The organism is Mycobacterium decipiens (assembly GCF_963853665.1).
Taxonomy (GTDB): domain Bacteria; phylum Actinomycetota; class Actinomycetes; order Mycobacteriales; family Mycobacteriaceae; genus Mycobacterium; species Mycobacterium decipiens.
Map to the genome: position 1 here is coordinate 164,791 of NZ_OY970459.1, position 14,672 is coordinate 179,462.

At 65.5% G+C, this 14,672-nt stretch carries 13 protein-coding genes and 1 pseudogene; 8 read left to right on the forward strand and 6 right to left on the reverse strand.

Translation table 11 applies throughout. The features are described from left to right. The first annotated feature begins 162 nt into the window (after window positions 1-162). Window positions 163-636: an SRPBCC family protein gene (locus tag AADZ55_RS00790; protein WP_207569144.1), complete on the forward strand. Its 474-nt coding sequence runs from the start codon at window positions 163-165 to the stop codon at window positions 634-636. A 1-nt stretch (window position 637) separates the two neighbouring features. Here AADZ55_RS00790 and AADZ55_RS00795 read toward each other — a convergent pair whose 3' ends face one another. After that, entirely contained in the window at window positions 638-1,192 is a 555-nt protein-coding gene (locus tag AADZ55_RS00795) for a pyridoxamine 5'-phosphate oxidase family protein (RefSeq protein WP_085326853.1), read from the reverse strand. A gap of 142 nt (window positions 1,193-1,334) precedes the next feature. After that, window positions 1,335-1,994, reverse strand: a complete 660-nt coding sequence (locus tag AADZ55_RS00800; protein ID WP_085326829.1) for a TetR/AcrR family transcriptional regulator — start codon at window positions 1,992-1,994, stop codon at window positions 1,335-1,337. A 143-nt stretch (window positions 1,995-2,137) separates the two neighbouring features. Here AADZ55_RS00800 and AADZ55_RS00805 point away from each other — a divergent pair, with 143 nt between their 5' ends. From AADZ55_RS00805 to AADZ55_RS00815, 3 genes are all read left to right on the forward strand, one after another. Beyond that, window positions 2,138-2,776, forward strand: coding sequence for a TetR/AcrR family transcriptional regulator (locus AADZ55_RS00805; protein ID WP_085326828.1), 639 nt, complete (start codon window positions 2,138-2,140; stop codon window positions 2,774-2,776). A 100-nt stretch (window positions 2,777-2,876) separates the two neighbouring features. After that, on the forward strand, window positions 2,877-4,676 hold the full coding sequence (locus tag AADZ55_RS00810) for a flavin-containing monooxygenase (RefSeq protein WP_085326827.1): 1,800 nt from the start codon (window positions 2,877-2,879) through the stop codon (window positions 4,674-4,676). After that, complete coding sequence (locus AADZ55_RS00815; RefSeq protein WP_085326826.1) at window positions 4,673-6,262, forward strand: flavin-containing monooxygenase; 1,590 nt, start codon at window positions 4,673-4,675, stop codon at window positions 6,260-6,262. Before AADZ55_RS00810 ends, AADZ55_RS00815 begins: the two co-directional genes overlap by 4 nt. On the opposite strand, the gene AADZ55_RS00820 is transcribed toward AADZ55_RS00815, so the two are convergent. Then, window positions 6,218-7,375 carry a Zn-dependent alcohol dehydrogenase gene (locus AADZ55_RS00820; protein WP_085326825.1) on the reverse strand — a complete coding sequence of 386 codons (1,158 nt, stop codon included), beginning with the start codon at window positions 7,373-7,375 and terminating at the stop codon, window positions 6,218-6,220. The genes AADZ55_RS00815 and AADZ55_RS00820 overlap by 45 nt on opposite strands. Window positions 7,376-7,504: 129 nt before the next feature. On the opposite strand from AADZ55_RS00820, the pseudogene AADZ55_RS00825 reads away from it, so the two are divergent. The 3 genes and pseudogenes from AADZ55_RS00825 to AADZ55_RS00835 form a co-directional block, all read left to right on the forward strand. Continuing rightward, a pseudogene (locus AADZ55_RS00825) lies at window positions 7,505-7,924 on the forward strand (PE family protein); the annotation flags it as partial. A 534-nt stretch (window positions 7,925-8,458) separates the two neighbouring features. After that, a complete protein-coding gene (locus AADZ55_RS00830; protein WP_133056447.1) occupies window positions 8,459-8,824 on the forward strand; it encodes a hypothetical protein in 366 nt (121 codons plus the stop codon). A gap of 242 nt (window positions 8,825-9,066) precedes the next feature. Beyond that, on the forward strand, window positions 9,067-10,581 hold the full coding sequence (locus tag AADZ55_RS00835; protein WP_085326824.1) for an MFS transporter: 1,515 nt from the start codon (window positions 9,067-9,069) through the stop codon (window positions 10,579-10,581). Here the strand turns inward: AADZ55_RS00835 and AADZ55_RS00840 are convergent. Further along, the gene (locus AADZ55_RS00840) at window positions 10,482-11,735 is read right to left on the reverse strand and encodes an aspartate aminotransferase family protein (RefSeq protein ID WP_085326823.1); all 1,254 of its coding nucleotides are present in this window, start codon (window positions 11,733-11,735) and stop codon (window positions 10,482-10,484) included. The two genes, AADZ55_RS00835 and AADZ55_RS00840, sit on opposite strands and share 100 nt — an antisense overlap. Before the next feature lie 81 nt (window positions 11,736-11,816). Between AADZ55_RS00840 and AADZ55_RS00845 the strand changes: the two genes are divergently transcribed. Continuing rightward, window positions 11,817-13,280 (forward strand): NAD-dependent succinate-semialdehyde dehydrogenase, encoded by a 1,464-nt coding sequence (locus AADZ55_RS00845; protein ID WP_085326822.1) that lies wholly within the window; start codon window positions 11,817-11,819, stop codon window positions 13,278-13,280. Here AADZ55_RS00845 and AADZ55_RS00850 read toward each other — a convergent pair. Further along, window positions 13,277-13,942 carry a GntR family transcriptional regulator gene (locus AADZ55_RS00850; RefSeq protein ID WP_085326821.1) on the reverse strand — a complete coding sequence of 222 codons (666 nt, stop codon included), beginning with the start codon at window positions 13,940-13,942 and terminating at the stop codon, window positions 13,277-13,279. The genes AADZ55_RS00845 and AADZ55_RS00850 overlap by 4 nt on opposite strands. Next, window positions 13,939-14,658, reverse strand: a complete 720-nt coding sequence (locus AADZ55_RS00855) for a maleate cis-trans isomerase family protein (RefSeq protein ID WP_165759444.1) — start codon at window positions 14,656-14,658, stop codon at window positions 13,939-13,941. Before AADZ55_RS00855 ends, AADZ55_RS00850 begins: the two co-directional genes overlap by 4 nt. Window positions 14,659-14,672 lie beyond the last annotated feature (14 nt).

Below are 14,672 nucleotides of genomic sequence, written 5' to 3' on the forward strand. Positions count from 1 at the left end.
ACCGGAACCATCTCCTATCGATACCCGGAGGGGGTATCTACGTCAGTATCTGTATACCCCCATGGGGTATTACTGTCAAGAGGTTGTTCCGGGGAGGACGGGCGGGCCGCTTTATCGTGGGACTCACCGGGTAGGTCAGCGATACAACCGAAGGGAGACATGATGACTGTCACCGTTGTCGATGCGGGACCCCGCCGGGTCAGCCGCAGTGTCGAGGTAGCCGCTCCGGTGGCCGAGCTGTTCGCCATCGCCGCCGATCCCCGGCGCCACCGCGAATTGGACGGATCGGGCACGGTGCGTGACAACATCAAGGTACCGGCGAATTTCGGTGTCGGGTCAAAGTTTTCGACCAAGATGAAGATGTTCGGTGTGCCATACCGCATTACCAGCACGGTAACCGAGCTCAAAACGAACGAAGTGGTGGAATGGCGTCATCCGCTGGGCCACCGCTGGCGATGGGAATTCGAGCCGCTCTCACCGACGCTGACCCGCGTCACCGAGACGTTCGACTATCACGACGCAGGTGCGATCAAGAACGGGCTGAAGTACTACGAGCGGATGGGTTTCGCGAAGGCCAACGGGTCGGGAATCGAGGCGACGCTGGCCAAGCTGCACGATCGCTACGCCGGGCGGTAGGTCACGACGGATCGGGGGCGTCCCAGGCCACCACGCCGGACACCCAATGGCTCAGTTGTTCCACTTGGTCATTGCGGTGCAGGTGGCGTGGCGGCGTCGCGTAGGTGGCGTACGGCCGACAGCGGATGACAACCCGGTTCTCCCGCTCCGACATTGCTTCGATGGCCGGGCGTGCCTCGTCGCCGAGGGGTTGACCGGACATTCGACCGGCGACCGCCATCATCACGTCAACGGCCAGGGTGCGGTCTGGATCGAGCGTCGCATCGGCGTAGACCTGTAGATAGGTGAAGGGCCACCGCTCGTCGAGTACGCACAGGCCAACCTTGCCGTCGCGTTCGACCACGCGGGCCTTGCCTCGGCCGGCCATGGTGGACACCAACAGCTCGTCGGCGTCGGTGGGGATGTAGTAGACGACCGACATCGCCGGACCGTCGCTGCGGCGACGGTAGCCGAACACGCAGGTGCGGTGCGTACGGACGAACTCGCGACGCTCGGACGGGAGCATGTCGCGGTCGGTCGGAGCGGTATACGGCGTTGGGGCCAGGGGGAGCAGCATGCGAAACATCCTTGCGATCAGCCCGCGGCGATCTTAGTGGTATCGGGAAACGTGCGGGAGAACTTCTGAGGCCAGCAGATGCAAACTGGCCCAGCCGTCTTCGACTGGAAATCCGCCGATGACTTCGGCGCGGTGAGCAAACTCATTGCCGCGCAACGGTTCTGCGCTTGCCACGCGTGAACAGCGTTCCGCTGATGAGCTGCTTGACTGAGTCCAGCGTGGCGTCGTAGGCCTCCGGTGACAGGCTGGCCGCCTGCTCCGAAAGGCCGCGCGTGAGCGCGCAGATGGCCTCCACCGCGGCCCCCGAGCCGGTGTCGGGGGACAGCAGCCCTTTTGCCTGGGCCTCGTCAACGATCTCGGTGACGACGTCGCGCAGCGCCCTGGAACCCGGGTATTTGGGACCACCCCGCCGCAATTGGGCAGTACTCTCGACGCGGATCGCCCGCAAGAACGCTGCCAGGTAGGGATAGTCGTATTTCAACTGCTTCGATGCTTCCAGCACCTTCCCGAGGCGGTCGATGGGGTCATCGGACAGCGCCGCGGCGGCCCGCAGCCGCGGCAGGACGATCTCCTCGATCTCCTCGCCGGTCGCTTTGAGCAGTTCGGACTTGTTCGGAAAGTAGTGATACAGGCTGCCGCTGGTCATTTCTGCTGCCCGGGCGATCTCGCGGATCGTCGCGTGTGAGTAGCCGACCTCAGCCACGCAGCGCATCGTTGCCACGATGATCCGCCGACGGGTTTCCTCGCCGCTGGCACCCACCGGCCGGCCCAATTGCGACCCGGACCGCGTCGTAACCGTCATGCCGCGCAGCGCCCGCCGTAGGGCTGTCCGTCATCCACCCCGCACCTCCGCGGATACCCAAAATAATCGATCACCCGAATATATTCGATGATGTGGATGCCCACGGTCGAAGGTGGGCAACATGGCAGTGAGGACACGATCACATGACCCGGACACAGCTGGGCCGGCCGGTGGGTGCCAGCGGCGAGGAAACCCGTCGGCGGATCATCGTGGCAACGATGCGCTGCGTGGCCAACAAGGGCTATTCACGAGCGACGATCCGCGAGATCGCCAGCATGGCGAATGTGACCAGCGCCAGCCTGTACAACTACTTTCCGAACAAGTCCGAACTGCTCAAGGCGACGATTGCGGCCCGCGCCGACGCCGCCATGCCACGGCTGCGTGATGCCGCGGCAGGGGCTGGCGACGTCGTCGACCGAATACAAGCGGTGCTCGACGAATGCGGTGATCTGATGCGTGAGTACCCCGACCTGGCCGCGTTCGAATGGGCGATCCGCGCGGAGAATGTCATCACCCTGGACGGGCGCGAGGCGGCCGAGAACTCCGGCCCCGAAGCGGAGCCGGAGTTCTCGACGTTCCGCGAAATCATCGAGGGCCTCGTTGACGACGCGCGCCGAAATGGCGAACTCGGGGAGCGCCACGATCGGCGGGGTGCGGTGGAAGCGATCTACGCGCTCATCTACGGGCTGACCGAGCTGGCCGCCACCTTGCCGCCGGATGAATACCAGGCCGCACTGAGGTCGGCCAAGGTATTGGTCGAAGGCGCACTGCTCGCTCGTTAGCTTTCCTTGGATCGCACCTGTTGATCCGCCCCGACAGGCGATCGTCTTGATGCAATCAATCGCTTGATTATAGAGTCATCACGAAGAGGGAGTCCAGAGCTTGACCGAGACCGTTCGCCTGGCGTTCGACATTGATGCACTGCGCCGGAAGTACGCGCAAGAGCGGGCCCGGCGATTGCGCCCCGATGGACTCGCGCAGTACGTGGAGATCGCGGACGAGTTCGCCCGGTACGCCGAGGATCCTTGGGTGGATCGCACATTCGAACGCGAGCCTGTCGCCGACGAAGTCGACGTGGCGATCGTGGGCGCCGGGTTTGGCGGGCTGTTGACGGCCGTGCGGCTACGCGAGCTGGGTATCGAAAATGTGCGGCTGATCGACAGGGCGGCCGACGTGGGCGGCACCTGGTACTGGAACCGCTATCCGGGAATCGCCTGCGATGTCGAGTCCTATGTCTATATCCCGTTGTTGGAGGAGCTGGGCTACCTCCCGGCGGAGAAGTACGCCAAAGGAGCGGAGATCTTTGCCCACTGCCGGCGGATTGCACAGCATTACGATCTGTACCGGAACGCGTGCCTGCAGACCGATGTTCACGAGATTGCATGGAATGCAATGGATTCCCGCTGGATCATCCGGAGCAACCACGGCGACGAGATGCGGGCCAAGTTCGTATCCATGGCCAACGGGTATCAAGCGAAGCCCAAGCTGCCCGGCATCCCCGGCATCGGTTCGTTTCGTGGTCACACGTTCCATACCAGCCGGTGGGATTACCGCTACACCGGCGAAAAGCTGGAGAACCTGGCTGGCAAGCGCGTCGGCATCATCGGCACCGGGGCAACCGCAGTCCAGTGTGTGCCGCACCTGGCCGCCGCAGCCCGGCAGCTCTACGTTTTCCAGCGCACGCCGTCGTCGGTCGACGTGCGGGCCAATAGGCCCACGGATCCACAGTGGGCCAACACATTACAGGCGGGCTGGCAGCGCAAGCGCATCCAGAACTTTCAGATCCTCACCGCCGGCGGTCAGGCGGAGGAAGATCTGGTCGCCGATGCCTGGACAAGCATCACCCGCAAGCTTCCGGTGATGCGCCATGACATCGACGGCTCGGGCAACCCCGAAGAGCGGACTCGCAGCATCGAACTTGCGGACTTCGCCAAGATGGAGGAGATCCGGGCACGGGTTGATGACATCGTGGCCGATCCCGCTACGGCGGAGGCGCTCAAACCCTGGTACGGCTACTTCTGCAAGCGGCCCTGTTTTCATGACGAGTATCTACAGACGTTCAACCGCGACAACGTCAGTTTGGTGGATACCCGCGGTCGCGGGGTAGACCGCATCACCGAGTCTGGCCTCGTCGTCGACGGACTGGCCTACGAACTCGACTGCCTGATCTTCGCCACGGGCTTCGAGGTGGGCACCGATTACTGCCGCCGTACCGGGTTCACGTTGATCGGCCGCGATGGTGTGACGCTGACCGATAAATGGCGGGACGGCGTGCGGACGTTCCAGGGCTTGTGCGCCAACGGCTTTCCGAACTGCTTCATCGAAAGCATTGCCCAGTCGGGTCTGACGGTGAACTTTCCGTACTTGCTCGACGTACAGGCAAGCCATGCGGCATGGATCATCGCGTGGGCACTGCGCCGGGGTGTCACCGAAATCGAAGCTTCGCGCAGCGCCGAGGCCGACTGGGTGGACCTGGTTTTGGCTCGCTCGGTCGCGACCGCCGAGCGAGCCAAGACCTGCACTCCCGGCTACTACAACCGGGAGGGAATGGCGGACGCCCGGACGCGACAGGGTAGCTTCTTCTTCGGCGGACCCACCGAGTACGCCGACATCTTGGAGACCTGGCGTGCTCAAGGGGGACTGGTGGGGTTCGAGATCCACGGCGGGCAGGCCGAGCCATGACAAGCCGGCCAGCCCGTCGGCGATACGGCATGGGCCGGTTAAGAGCGGCGACCCGGCGTCGCCGCGCACCGAAGGTAGCGATCATCGGCGCCGGGTTCGGCGGCCTCGGCGCGGCGGTGGCGTTGCGTCGAAGAGGCATCGACGACGTGGTGATCGTCGAGGGCGACGACGGAGTCGGGGGCACGTGGCGGCGCAACACCTATCCGGGCGCCGCCTGCGACATTCAGAGTCATCTGTACTCGTTTTCCTTTGCACCCAACAAATCCTGGAGCCGCACCTACGCTCGGCAGCCCGAGATTCTGGCCTACCTGGAGTCGGTGGCCGATGACTTCGATCTGCGCCGTCATCTCATGCTCGGCACCCGGGTGCATACGGCTCGTTGGAACGCGGACACCTGGCGATGGGATTTGCACCTGCACCGTGACGGTCAGGTCGAGATGCTCACTGTCGACGTCGTCGTCTGTGCCACCGGATTATTCGGGTCGGTGAAGCTTCCCGAGATAGCGGGGCTGACCGACTTTGACGGAGCCCTGATGCACACTGCGCAGTGGGATCACAGTGTGGACCTGGCGGGCGCGAACGTGGCGGTGATCGGCACGGGGGCCAGCGGGGTGCAAGTGGTTCCCGAGCTAACGAAAACCGCCCAACGGCTGACGGTGTTTCAGCGAACTCCGCCTTGGATGGTTCCCAAGGACGACCGCCCGTACAGCACAAGCGAATTGGCACGATTCCGGCGTAACCCGCTAGCGGTCCGCCGCACCCGCTGGCAGATCTGGAAGTTCCAGCACGACAACACCGGGACATTTGCCAACGACCCGGTGGTGGCCGCCCGCACGCACATCGCGGCCTCGTTCATCGAGCGCACGGTGCCCGACGAGCGGCTTCGCCGGGCGCTAACACCGGACTATCCGTTCCGCTGCAAGCGGGTACTGCTGGGCGACGAGTACTACCGCGCGCTGCAGCAGGGTCATGTCGAACTCGTCACCGACCCCATCGACCGGATCACCGCGACATCGGTCGTTACCGCTAGCGGTGCGTCCGATCGGGTCTTTGATGTCGATGCGATTGTGCTGGCCACTGGATTTGAGACGTCGCGTTACCTGTCGGGCATCGAGGTTATCGGCATCGGGGGTCGTCGCTTGCACGAGCACTGGGGGCCCGACCCCAGCGCGTATTTGGGCGTCGCTGTTGCCGGATTCCCAAATTTCTTTATGCTCTACGGTCCGAATACCAACCAAGCCGGCAACTCGATCGTCTACGTGCTCGAAGCCGGCGCGCGACTAGTGGCTAGCGCGGTAAGCCGGTTGGCACGTCGAGGTGGATACCTCCAAGTGCGTCCGGAGGTCGAAAGGCAATACAACGAACGGCTTTCCGAAGACCTGGAGCGCACCATCTGGACACGGTGTGACAGCTACTTCCGTTCGCCCACCGGCCGCATCGTCACTCAATGGCCGTACACCGAACTGGAATACGCTCGCCGCACGTGGCGGGTGCGGCCACGTGAGTGGATGCACCGAACTCGCGCGGTCCGATCGCTGGGACTAGTCAAGACCGAAATCGATGACGCCGCGGATCAGTTCGCCTGAAGCCAGAGCGGCGTAGGCGTCGTTGATGTCCTCGAGTCGATAGCGACGGGTGATCATTTCGTCGAGGAATAGCTGACCCGATTCGTAGAGCGTGGCCAAACGCCCAATGTCACGCCGAGGATTGCACGAGCCAAACACGGTGCCGCACAGAGTCTTGTTCATCAGTATGAAGTCTTGCAGGCCGACGGCGATCGAGTTTGTCGTCGGCGACGGCAGCCCGGTGAGAACACAGGTGCCGCCCTTACGGGTGAGGGCCAGGGCTGACCCGACGTCGTCCGCACCGATCATCGCGGGGCAGACGACGACCGCGTCGGCCATGACGCCACGGGTCAGCTCATGCACGATGTCGATCGCCTCGGACGCCGTCGTCGCGGTGTGCGTGGCGCCGAAGGCCGGGGCGGCCTGCCGCTTGAACTCGACTGGGTCGACCGCGACGATGCGGGCGGCGCCGCCGATGCGCGCGCCCTGGACCGCCGCGGTGCCGATGCCTCCCACGCCGATAACAACCACCGTGTCGCCATCGCGCACATTGCCACGATGCACGATCGAGCCGTATCCCGTCGGGACCGCGCACGCCAGCAGTGCGGCGGGCACCAACGGGAGACCCGGATCGATCTTGACCAGTGAATCCGCCGAGACGACCGTGTGTTCGGCGAATGCCCCAATCTTGGATATGTGCCCAAGGTTTCGTCCATCCACGGTGTGATGGCGAAACGTGCCGTCGGTCGGCATACCCGGTGCCAGCGTCCCAGCACCGGCGTCGCACAGATATTCCGTCCCCGTTTGGCACCACCGGCACTGCCCGCACACCGCGACAAATGACGTCACCACATGGTCGCCCGGCGCGAAGTGGGTGACCCCCGGGCCGACCTCGAGCACCACGCCGGAGCCTTCGTGTCCGCCGATCGTCGGCGACATGGCCGGCAACCCCAGGGAGCGCAGCGTGTCCGGAGGTGGGGCCAGCTTTCCCTGCCGGATGTGTTCGTCGGAGTGGCAGAGCCCAGTGGCGGCCAGTCGCACCAGAACCTCTCCGGTTCGTGGGGGATCCAGCTCAAAATCTTCGACGGTCCACGGATGGCCGTACTCGTAGAGGATGGCCGCGTGGCTCCGCATGGGTGCTGGCCCCCTCTGTCCTGACCCACCGCAACGACGGCGCCGAAAACGGCCCGAGGACGCACCGGCGGGACATACTATCAATCGATTGATTATATGCTTGGCGCATTGCCTGGTGGAAGGATAGCGATGTCGTACGTCGTCGCGGTTGCGGAGCTGTTGTCGTCGGCGGCGACGGATCTGGCCGGCATCGGCTCCGCGGTGAGCGCGGCGAATGCGTCGGCGGCGCTACCCACCACCGGGCGGCTGGCCGCTGCTGGCGACGAAGTGTCGGCGGCGGTGGCGGCGCTATTCGTCGGGCGCGCCAGGGAGTATCAGGAGCTGAGCGTTCGAGCCAGTGAGTTTCACCAGCAGTTTGTGCGCTCGTTGATGGCGAGTGCGGGGTCGTATGCGGCGGGCCAGGCCGGCGGCAACGGTGGTAGTGCGGGGTTGATCGGCAACGGCGGCGCCGGCGGGGAAGGCGGGTCGGGTCCCAACCCCGGTGCAGGAGGGGCCGGCGGCGCCGGTGGGCTTTTGGCCGGCCACGCCGGTTCCAGCGGTGCGCAGGGCACGTAGGTCGGCGGGCCGGGCGACCCGGGTGGGCCCGGCGAGCCGCCCGGACGGAACGCGGTTGACGCGGCCGGTGATGGTGACCTCGTTTCGTCCGACGGCGGACGAATCACGAATGGTTCGCTGGATGAGATCTCAGGCCTTGATGCCGGCATCAAGAATCCGAATGTCCTTTGGATGCATAACGATTCCCGCGACTCGGCGCGCATATTCGCGATCGACGCCCAGACCGGGCAAACGCTTGGCAGCTATACCCTGGGGGTGCCGGGGCGATCGACTGGGAGGATATGGCGGTCGCTACGGGTTCTGACGGCAAGTCCTGTATCCATGTAGGCGATATCGGTGACAACGGCGGATCGCGTAGCGACATCTGCATCTACCGCGTTCTCGAGCCGACCGTGACGGGCACCGCGACCAATCCGATGAACACCACGCTGAGCGGAGTCGAACAGCTGCGGGGGGCGCTACCCCAATGGCGAACGGATCAACTCCGAGGCGCTAGTCGTCGACCCACGGTCGGGCGACCTGCTGGTGGTGGAGAAGACCGATAACGATGTCTCCCGCGTGTTCTCGGCGCCGGCGAGCGCGTGGGGCAGCGGTGACGCGACACTGCAGCACGTTGCGACGCTGGATCTGTCGGACACCGACTCGCAGCTGGTTGCCGGCGCTGATTTCTCAGCCGGCGGTTCGCAGTTGGCGGTGCGCACCTATAACGATGTCCTGCTGTGGAACCGGGCCCCGAACAATAGTGCCTGGTCGCCGTTCGGTAAGGCAGCAGTTGCCGGGCCGGCTGTCGACGAACAGCAAGGCGAAGCGATCGCCTTCCATCCCGACGGACTCGGCTACGTGACGGTCAGCGAAGGGACTGGCCAAACCCTGCACCGTTACGACGTTCGGTGATCTGCCCGCGTGGTGCTGGCGGCACAGCCGAACCATGACGAAAGGCGTTGCGCAACAAGCGAGTCACCTGGGCGTTGGGTAGCTGCGGCGGTTCTGCCCTTGTCGTGAAACAGGATTGGGGCCAAGGCTAGAGCATTGCGAGGCCACCAAATGTGTGTGCCACTGTGACCTTGCCTATCACCCGCCAACCGTGACAAGGTTGCGGTTAGCAGCAAGACGGACGACCAGGAGGATCGCTCCCGTTGGGCTCCGAGGAGGCACATCCGCCCGCCGTGGCGACCGAGCCGCCCCCGGCTGTGGTGCGGAAAGCGATCGCCGCATCCGCGATCGGCAATGCAACCGAGTGGTTCGACTACGGCATCTACGCCTACGGGGTGACCTACATCTCCGCGCAGATATTCCCCGGGGACACCGGAACCGCCACCTTGCTCGCGCTGATGACGTTCGCCGTCTCGTTCCTGGTCCGGCCGCTTGGTGGACTCGTCTGGGGTCTGTTGGGGGATCGGCTGGGCCGCAAGCGTGTGCTTGCGGCCACCATTTTGGTGATATCCGGGGCAACCTTGTGCGTCGGGCTCGTCCCGAGCTACGCCACGATCGGGGTGTGGGCGCCGATCCTGCTGGCATTGCTGCGGATGGTGCAAGGGTTCTCCACCGGAGGCGAATACGGCGGGGCCGCGACGTTCATGGCAGAGTACGCGCCGAGCCGCCGGCGCGGTTTCCTCGGCAGCTTCCTCGAGTTCGGCACGCTGTCCGGATTCTCGCTCGGTGCGCTGCTGATGCTCGGATTCTCGGCGGTGCTCGGTGACGACCAGATGCACGCCTGGGGGTGGCGGCTGCCGTTCTTGGTCGCCGCGCCGCTCGGGCTCGTCGGGATCTACTTGCGCACGCGGCTAGCCGAGACCCCGATTTTCCGGGAGCTGGAGGCAAAGGGCGAGCAAGAGGACGAGACCGCTACCCAGTTCAAGGACCTGCTCGCCGGGTACTGGGGGCCGATTTTGCGGCTGGGTGGCTTGGCCGTCGCGTTGAACGTGGTGAACTACACCCTCCTCAGCTACATGCCGACGTACCTGCAGCGTGCCATTGGCCTGTCGGCCAGCGCGTCCTTAATCGGTCCGATAATCGGCATGCTAACGATGATGGTGCTGCTGCCGTTCGCCGGCCGGCTCTCCGATCGGATCGGGCGCAAGCCGCTGTGGTGGTTCTCGCTGGCGGGTCTTTTCCTTGCTGGTGTGCCGATGTTCCTGCTGATGGGCACCAGCCTGGCCGGCGCAGTGATCGGCTTCGCCGTCCTGGGTCTGCTTTATGTGCCGCAGCTGGCGACGATTTCGGCAAGCTTCCCGGCCATGTTTCCCACCCATGTGCGTTATGCCGGTTTCGCGATCGCGTACAACGTGTCCACCTCACTCTTTGGTGGCACTGCGCCTGCAGTCAACGAATGGCTCATCGGCAAAACCGGCGACGCGCTCGTCCCGGCGTACTACATGATGGCCGCCTGCGGGGTCGGCGCGCTCGCCCTGATAAAGGTTCCGGAGACCGCCCGGTGCCCGATCAACGGCAAGGCCATCCCAGGTTCCGCGGGCGCTCCGCCGCCGGTCGCCTACGACGATCCGGTCGCTCATCACCGGCATCCATCCGGCGCCCGAGCGGGTGGCCGTCGTCAAGACACAACGGCGTCCACGGCGTCCGCCCAGAGAGCGGCCGCTTCGTCAATCTCGTCGGCGGTCACGACAAGCGCCGGGATGAAGCGGACCACCTGACTCCACGCCCCGCAGGTCAGCAGCAGCAACCCGCGCCGGGCGGCCTCCCGCTGGGCGGCGGCAGCCGTGGTCGGGTCGGGCTTGCCATCGGCGTCACGAAACTCACTCCCGAGCATCAGACCGAGGCCGCGGACGTCGGTGATCTGCTGGTGCTTGCCCGAGACGGTCTGCAGCGCTTGCCTCAGCTGGGCGCCGCGGTTGGCCGAATTCTCGACCAATCGTTCATCCTCAATCACGTCGAGGGTGGCCAAGGCGGCGGCGCAGGCCACCGCGTTCGCGCCATAGGTGCCGCCTTGCGAACCTGGCCAGGCATGTTCCATCAGGGCCGACGATGCTGCCATCCCCGACAGCGGGAAACCAGATGCCAGCCCCTTCGCGGTGACCAAGATGTCGGGCAGGGCGTTGAAATGGTCACCACCCCAGAATTTTCCGGTCCGGCCGAACCCGGTCTGTACCTCGTCGAGCACCAGCAGGATGCCATGCGCATCGGCGCGCTCGCGCAGGCCGGCGAGGAACCGCTCATTGGCCGGCACGTACCCGCCTTCACCCAACACCGGCTCGACGAAGAACGCGGCCGTGTCGGCCGGCGCACTCACGGTCTGCAAAACGTAGTCGAGCTGAGCGAGCGCGAATTCGGTGGCCTGCTCGACCGGCCAGCCGAAGTGGCTGGGGTCGGGGAACGGCGACACGTGGATGCCACCCATCAGGGGACTGAATCCCGACCTGAACTTGGTGCTGGAGGTGGTCATCGACGCAGCGCCCACCGTCCTGCCGTGGAAACCGCCATGGAAGACGACGACGTTCGGGCGGCCCGTCGCCTGGCGGCTGAGCCGCAGGGCCGCCTCGATCGCCTCGCTGCCGGAGTTCGTGAAAAACACCCGGTCCAGATCCGGTGGAAGCACCTTGCCGAGCCGCTCTACCAAGGTAAGGAGGGGACGGTGCAGCACGGTGGTGTACTGCGCGTGGATCAGCGTCGCGACCTGCCGCTGCGCCGCTTCGACCACCCGGGGGTGGCAATGGCCGGTGCTCGTCACGCCGATCCCCGCGGTGAAGTCGAGGTATCTGCGGTCGTCTTCGTCGTAGAGCAGAACGCCATCACCACGTGCAGCGATCACACCGGTCGCCTGTTTCAGGATCTGCGAGAGTCCGGTCACGACCTCCCCTTGCTCGTAGATAGATTGATTGTCAACAATCAGGTTATCTAACGCGGGGCGCGGCGAGGAAAGGGACAACGAATGAGCGAGCGGGAGTCCGCAGTGGTAGACGCCGTGCAAAAGCGGCTCTTCATCGAGGGCAAGTGGGTCGATGCGGCGGACAACGGCACCTTCGACGTCGTCGACCCGGCGACCGGAACGAGATTGTGCGCGGTGGCCAACGCCACCCCCGCGGATGGCCGGGCCGCGTTGGAGGCCGCCGTTGCGGCGCAGCCGGCCTTTGGCGCGACCTCGCCGCGCGAGCGGGCCGACATGCTCGACGGGGCTTTCGAGTTGCTGCACGAGCGGATCGATGACCTCGCCCTGCTGATGACGCTTGAGATGGGCAAGCCGCTCGCGCAGTCCCGCGGTGAGATCGCTTATGCGGCGGAATTCTTCCGCCATTTCGCGGGTGAGGCGGTACGGATTGACGGCGGCTACCTGACCGCGCCGGCGGGCGGAGCGCGCCTGCTGATCGCTCGCCAGCCGGTCGGTCCCTGCCTGCTGATCACGCCGTGGAACTTTCCGATGGCAATGGGCGCGCGCAAACTTGCCCCCGCGATCGCGGCCGCCTGCACCAGCGTGATCAAACCTGCCCATCAGACGCCGCTGTCAATGCTGGCGCTGATGGGCATCCTGACCGAGGTCGGTGTGCCGGCTGGCACGGTCAACTGCGTCACGGCGATGAACGCGGGCGCGGTGATCGAGCCGCTGATCCGGTCCGGTCTGGCGCGCAAGCTCTCTTTCACCGGCTCCACCCGGATCGGCCGGATGCTGCTCGAGCAGTGTGCGGAGAAGATCCTCCGGACTTCGCTCGAGCTCGGCGGCAATGCCCCGTTTATCGTGTTCGAGGACGCGGACCTCGACGAAGCCGTCGACGGCGCGATCGCCGCCAAGATGCGCAACATGGGCGAGGCCTGCACCGCGGCCAACCGGATATTTGTGCACTCCTCGATCATCGACGAGTTCGGGCGTCGTCTGGCCGCGCGGATGGCAGCGATGCCGGTCGGCCGCGGGACGGATGAACGGGTTCAGGTTGGACCGCTGATCGACCTGGCCGCACTGCAGAAGGTCCAGTCCCTGGTCGCCGACGCGGTTAGGCACGGCGCGACGGTGCTGACCGGGGGATCAGCGACCCCAGGCAGCGGGTACTTCTACCCGCCGACGGTGCTCACCGGCGTACCCCAGGACGCCGCGATGGCCGACCGGGAGATCTTCGGCCCGGTAGCTCCGCTCATCCCGTTCGACGCAGAAGCCGAGGTGGTCGCCGCGGCCAACGCCACGGAGTATGGACTCGTTTCCTACGTTTTCACCAACGACCTGCGCCGCGCACTGCGCGTCGCGGAGGCCCTACAGACCGGTATGGTCGGGCTCAACCAGGGCGTCGTCTCCAACCCCGCCGCACCTTTCGGGGGAATCAAACAGTCCGGCCTCGGCCGTGAGGGCGGCGCGTCCGGCATCGATGAGTTCCTCGAAACCAAATACGTCGGGATCGCGATGGACTAAGGGATGTCCTCGGTGGTGGCAGCGGCGGTCAATCGGCTGATCGCGTCATCCATGTGCGCGACCAGTAGCTCGTCGGTGAGTTTGCGGTCGCCGGACCCGATTGCGGTTGCCAGCGCGCGGTGCTCCTCGCCGCGGACCTCCGCGACGGAGTAGGACTCCTCGAGCGCGTGAATGCACATCCGTGTCTCGGTAATGAAGGTGCGGTGCATTCGAGTCAAACGTGGGCTATCGGCCAGCTCGACCAGGCGTGCGTGGAAGGCGATGTCTAGTTCGCCGACTTCGGGTGGCGTGGTCTGCGCGGTCATCCGCTCGGCGATCTCGAGCAATGCTTCGCCGACCGCATGGTAGTCACCTTCGAAGATCTTGCGGGCGGCGGCGCGTTCGATCGCCTCCCGCGCGAGATACATGTCGCGGACCTCGTCGGGCGTTATCTCGATCACGAACAGCCCCCGATGGCGGATCGAGACGAGCAGGCCTTCCTGGGCGAGCCGCTGCATGCCCTCGCGCAGCGGCCCGCGACTCACCCCAAGTCGTCGAGCCAACTCGGCTTCATTGAGCTGCGCGCCCGGTTTGAGCTCCCCATGGCCGATCGCCTGGCGCAGTTTGTCGGCGATGATGCTCGGCGTCGACTGCAGCAGGAGCGGCTCGATGAAGCTCGTCACCGCCGGTCTCCAAACAGCGTGCCCAACCCCGGCAAGTCGGGGACCGGCCCGAGAAGTTGCAGGCCCTTCCAGACGGTCACCTGGTTGGCGGTCAGGACCGGCTTGTCTACGGCCATCTCCAGCTCGTCGATGATCGCCAGCGTATGCATGGCGGTATCCGGGACCAGCACAGCCCCGGCGTCGGGGTGGTCGGCGGCCGTGACCATCGAGACCACCTGTTCCGGGTTCAGGGTGCCAACCTCGGCCGCGGTGTTGATCCCGTGACTGCCCATCGCCACCACCTCCACGCCACCTGCCCGGAGAAAGCGGACGAAGTGCTGAGCCACGTCATCGGGGTAGGACGCCGCCACGGCGACGTGACGCAGGCCGAGGTGGCGCGCTGCGTCGACGAACGCGATCGACGTGGACGACGCCGGAACACCGGCCGCGGCGGCTACGCCTTCGGCCTGGTCCCGCGCCCCTTCCGGGCCGAAGACGAAGCTGCCCGAAGTGCAGGCCCACATCACGGTATCGGGCTTCTCGGTGGCGAGGCGGGCGGCGCCGACGGCCAGCCGCTCGGCACCGCCCAGGTCGAGCAGGGCGTCCACGCGGTGTGCGTCCTCGCCGACGGAGGTGATTACGACCGGGAGCCGGACCGCGCCGTCGACCCGAGACTCCAGAACCGGAAAGTCGTCCTCCGCGCTGTGACCGGGGTAGAGCAGGCCTACCGTCACCATGCTGCCTCCCGAGA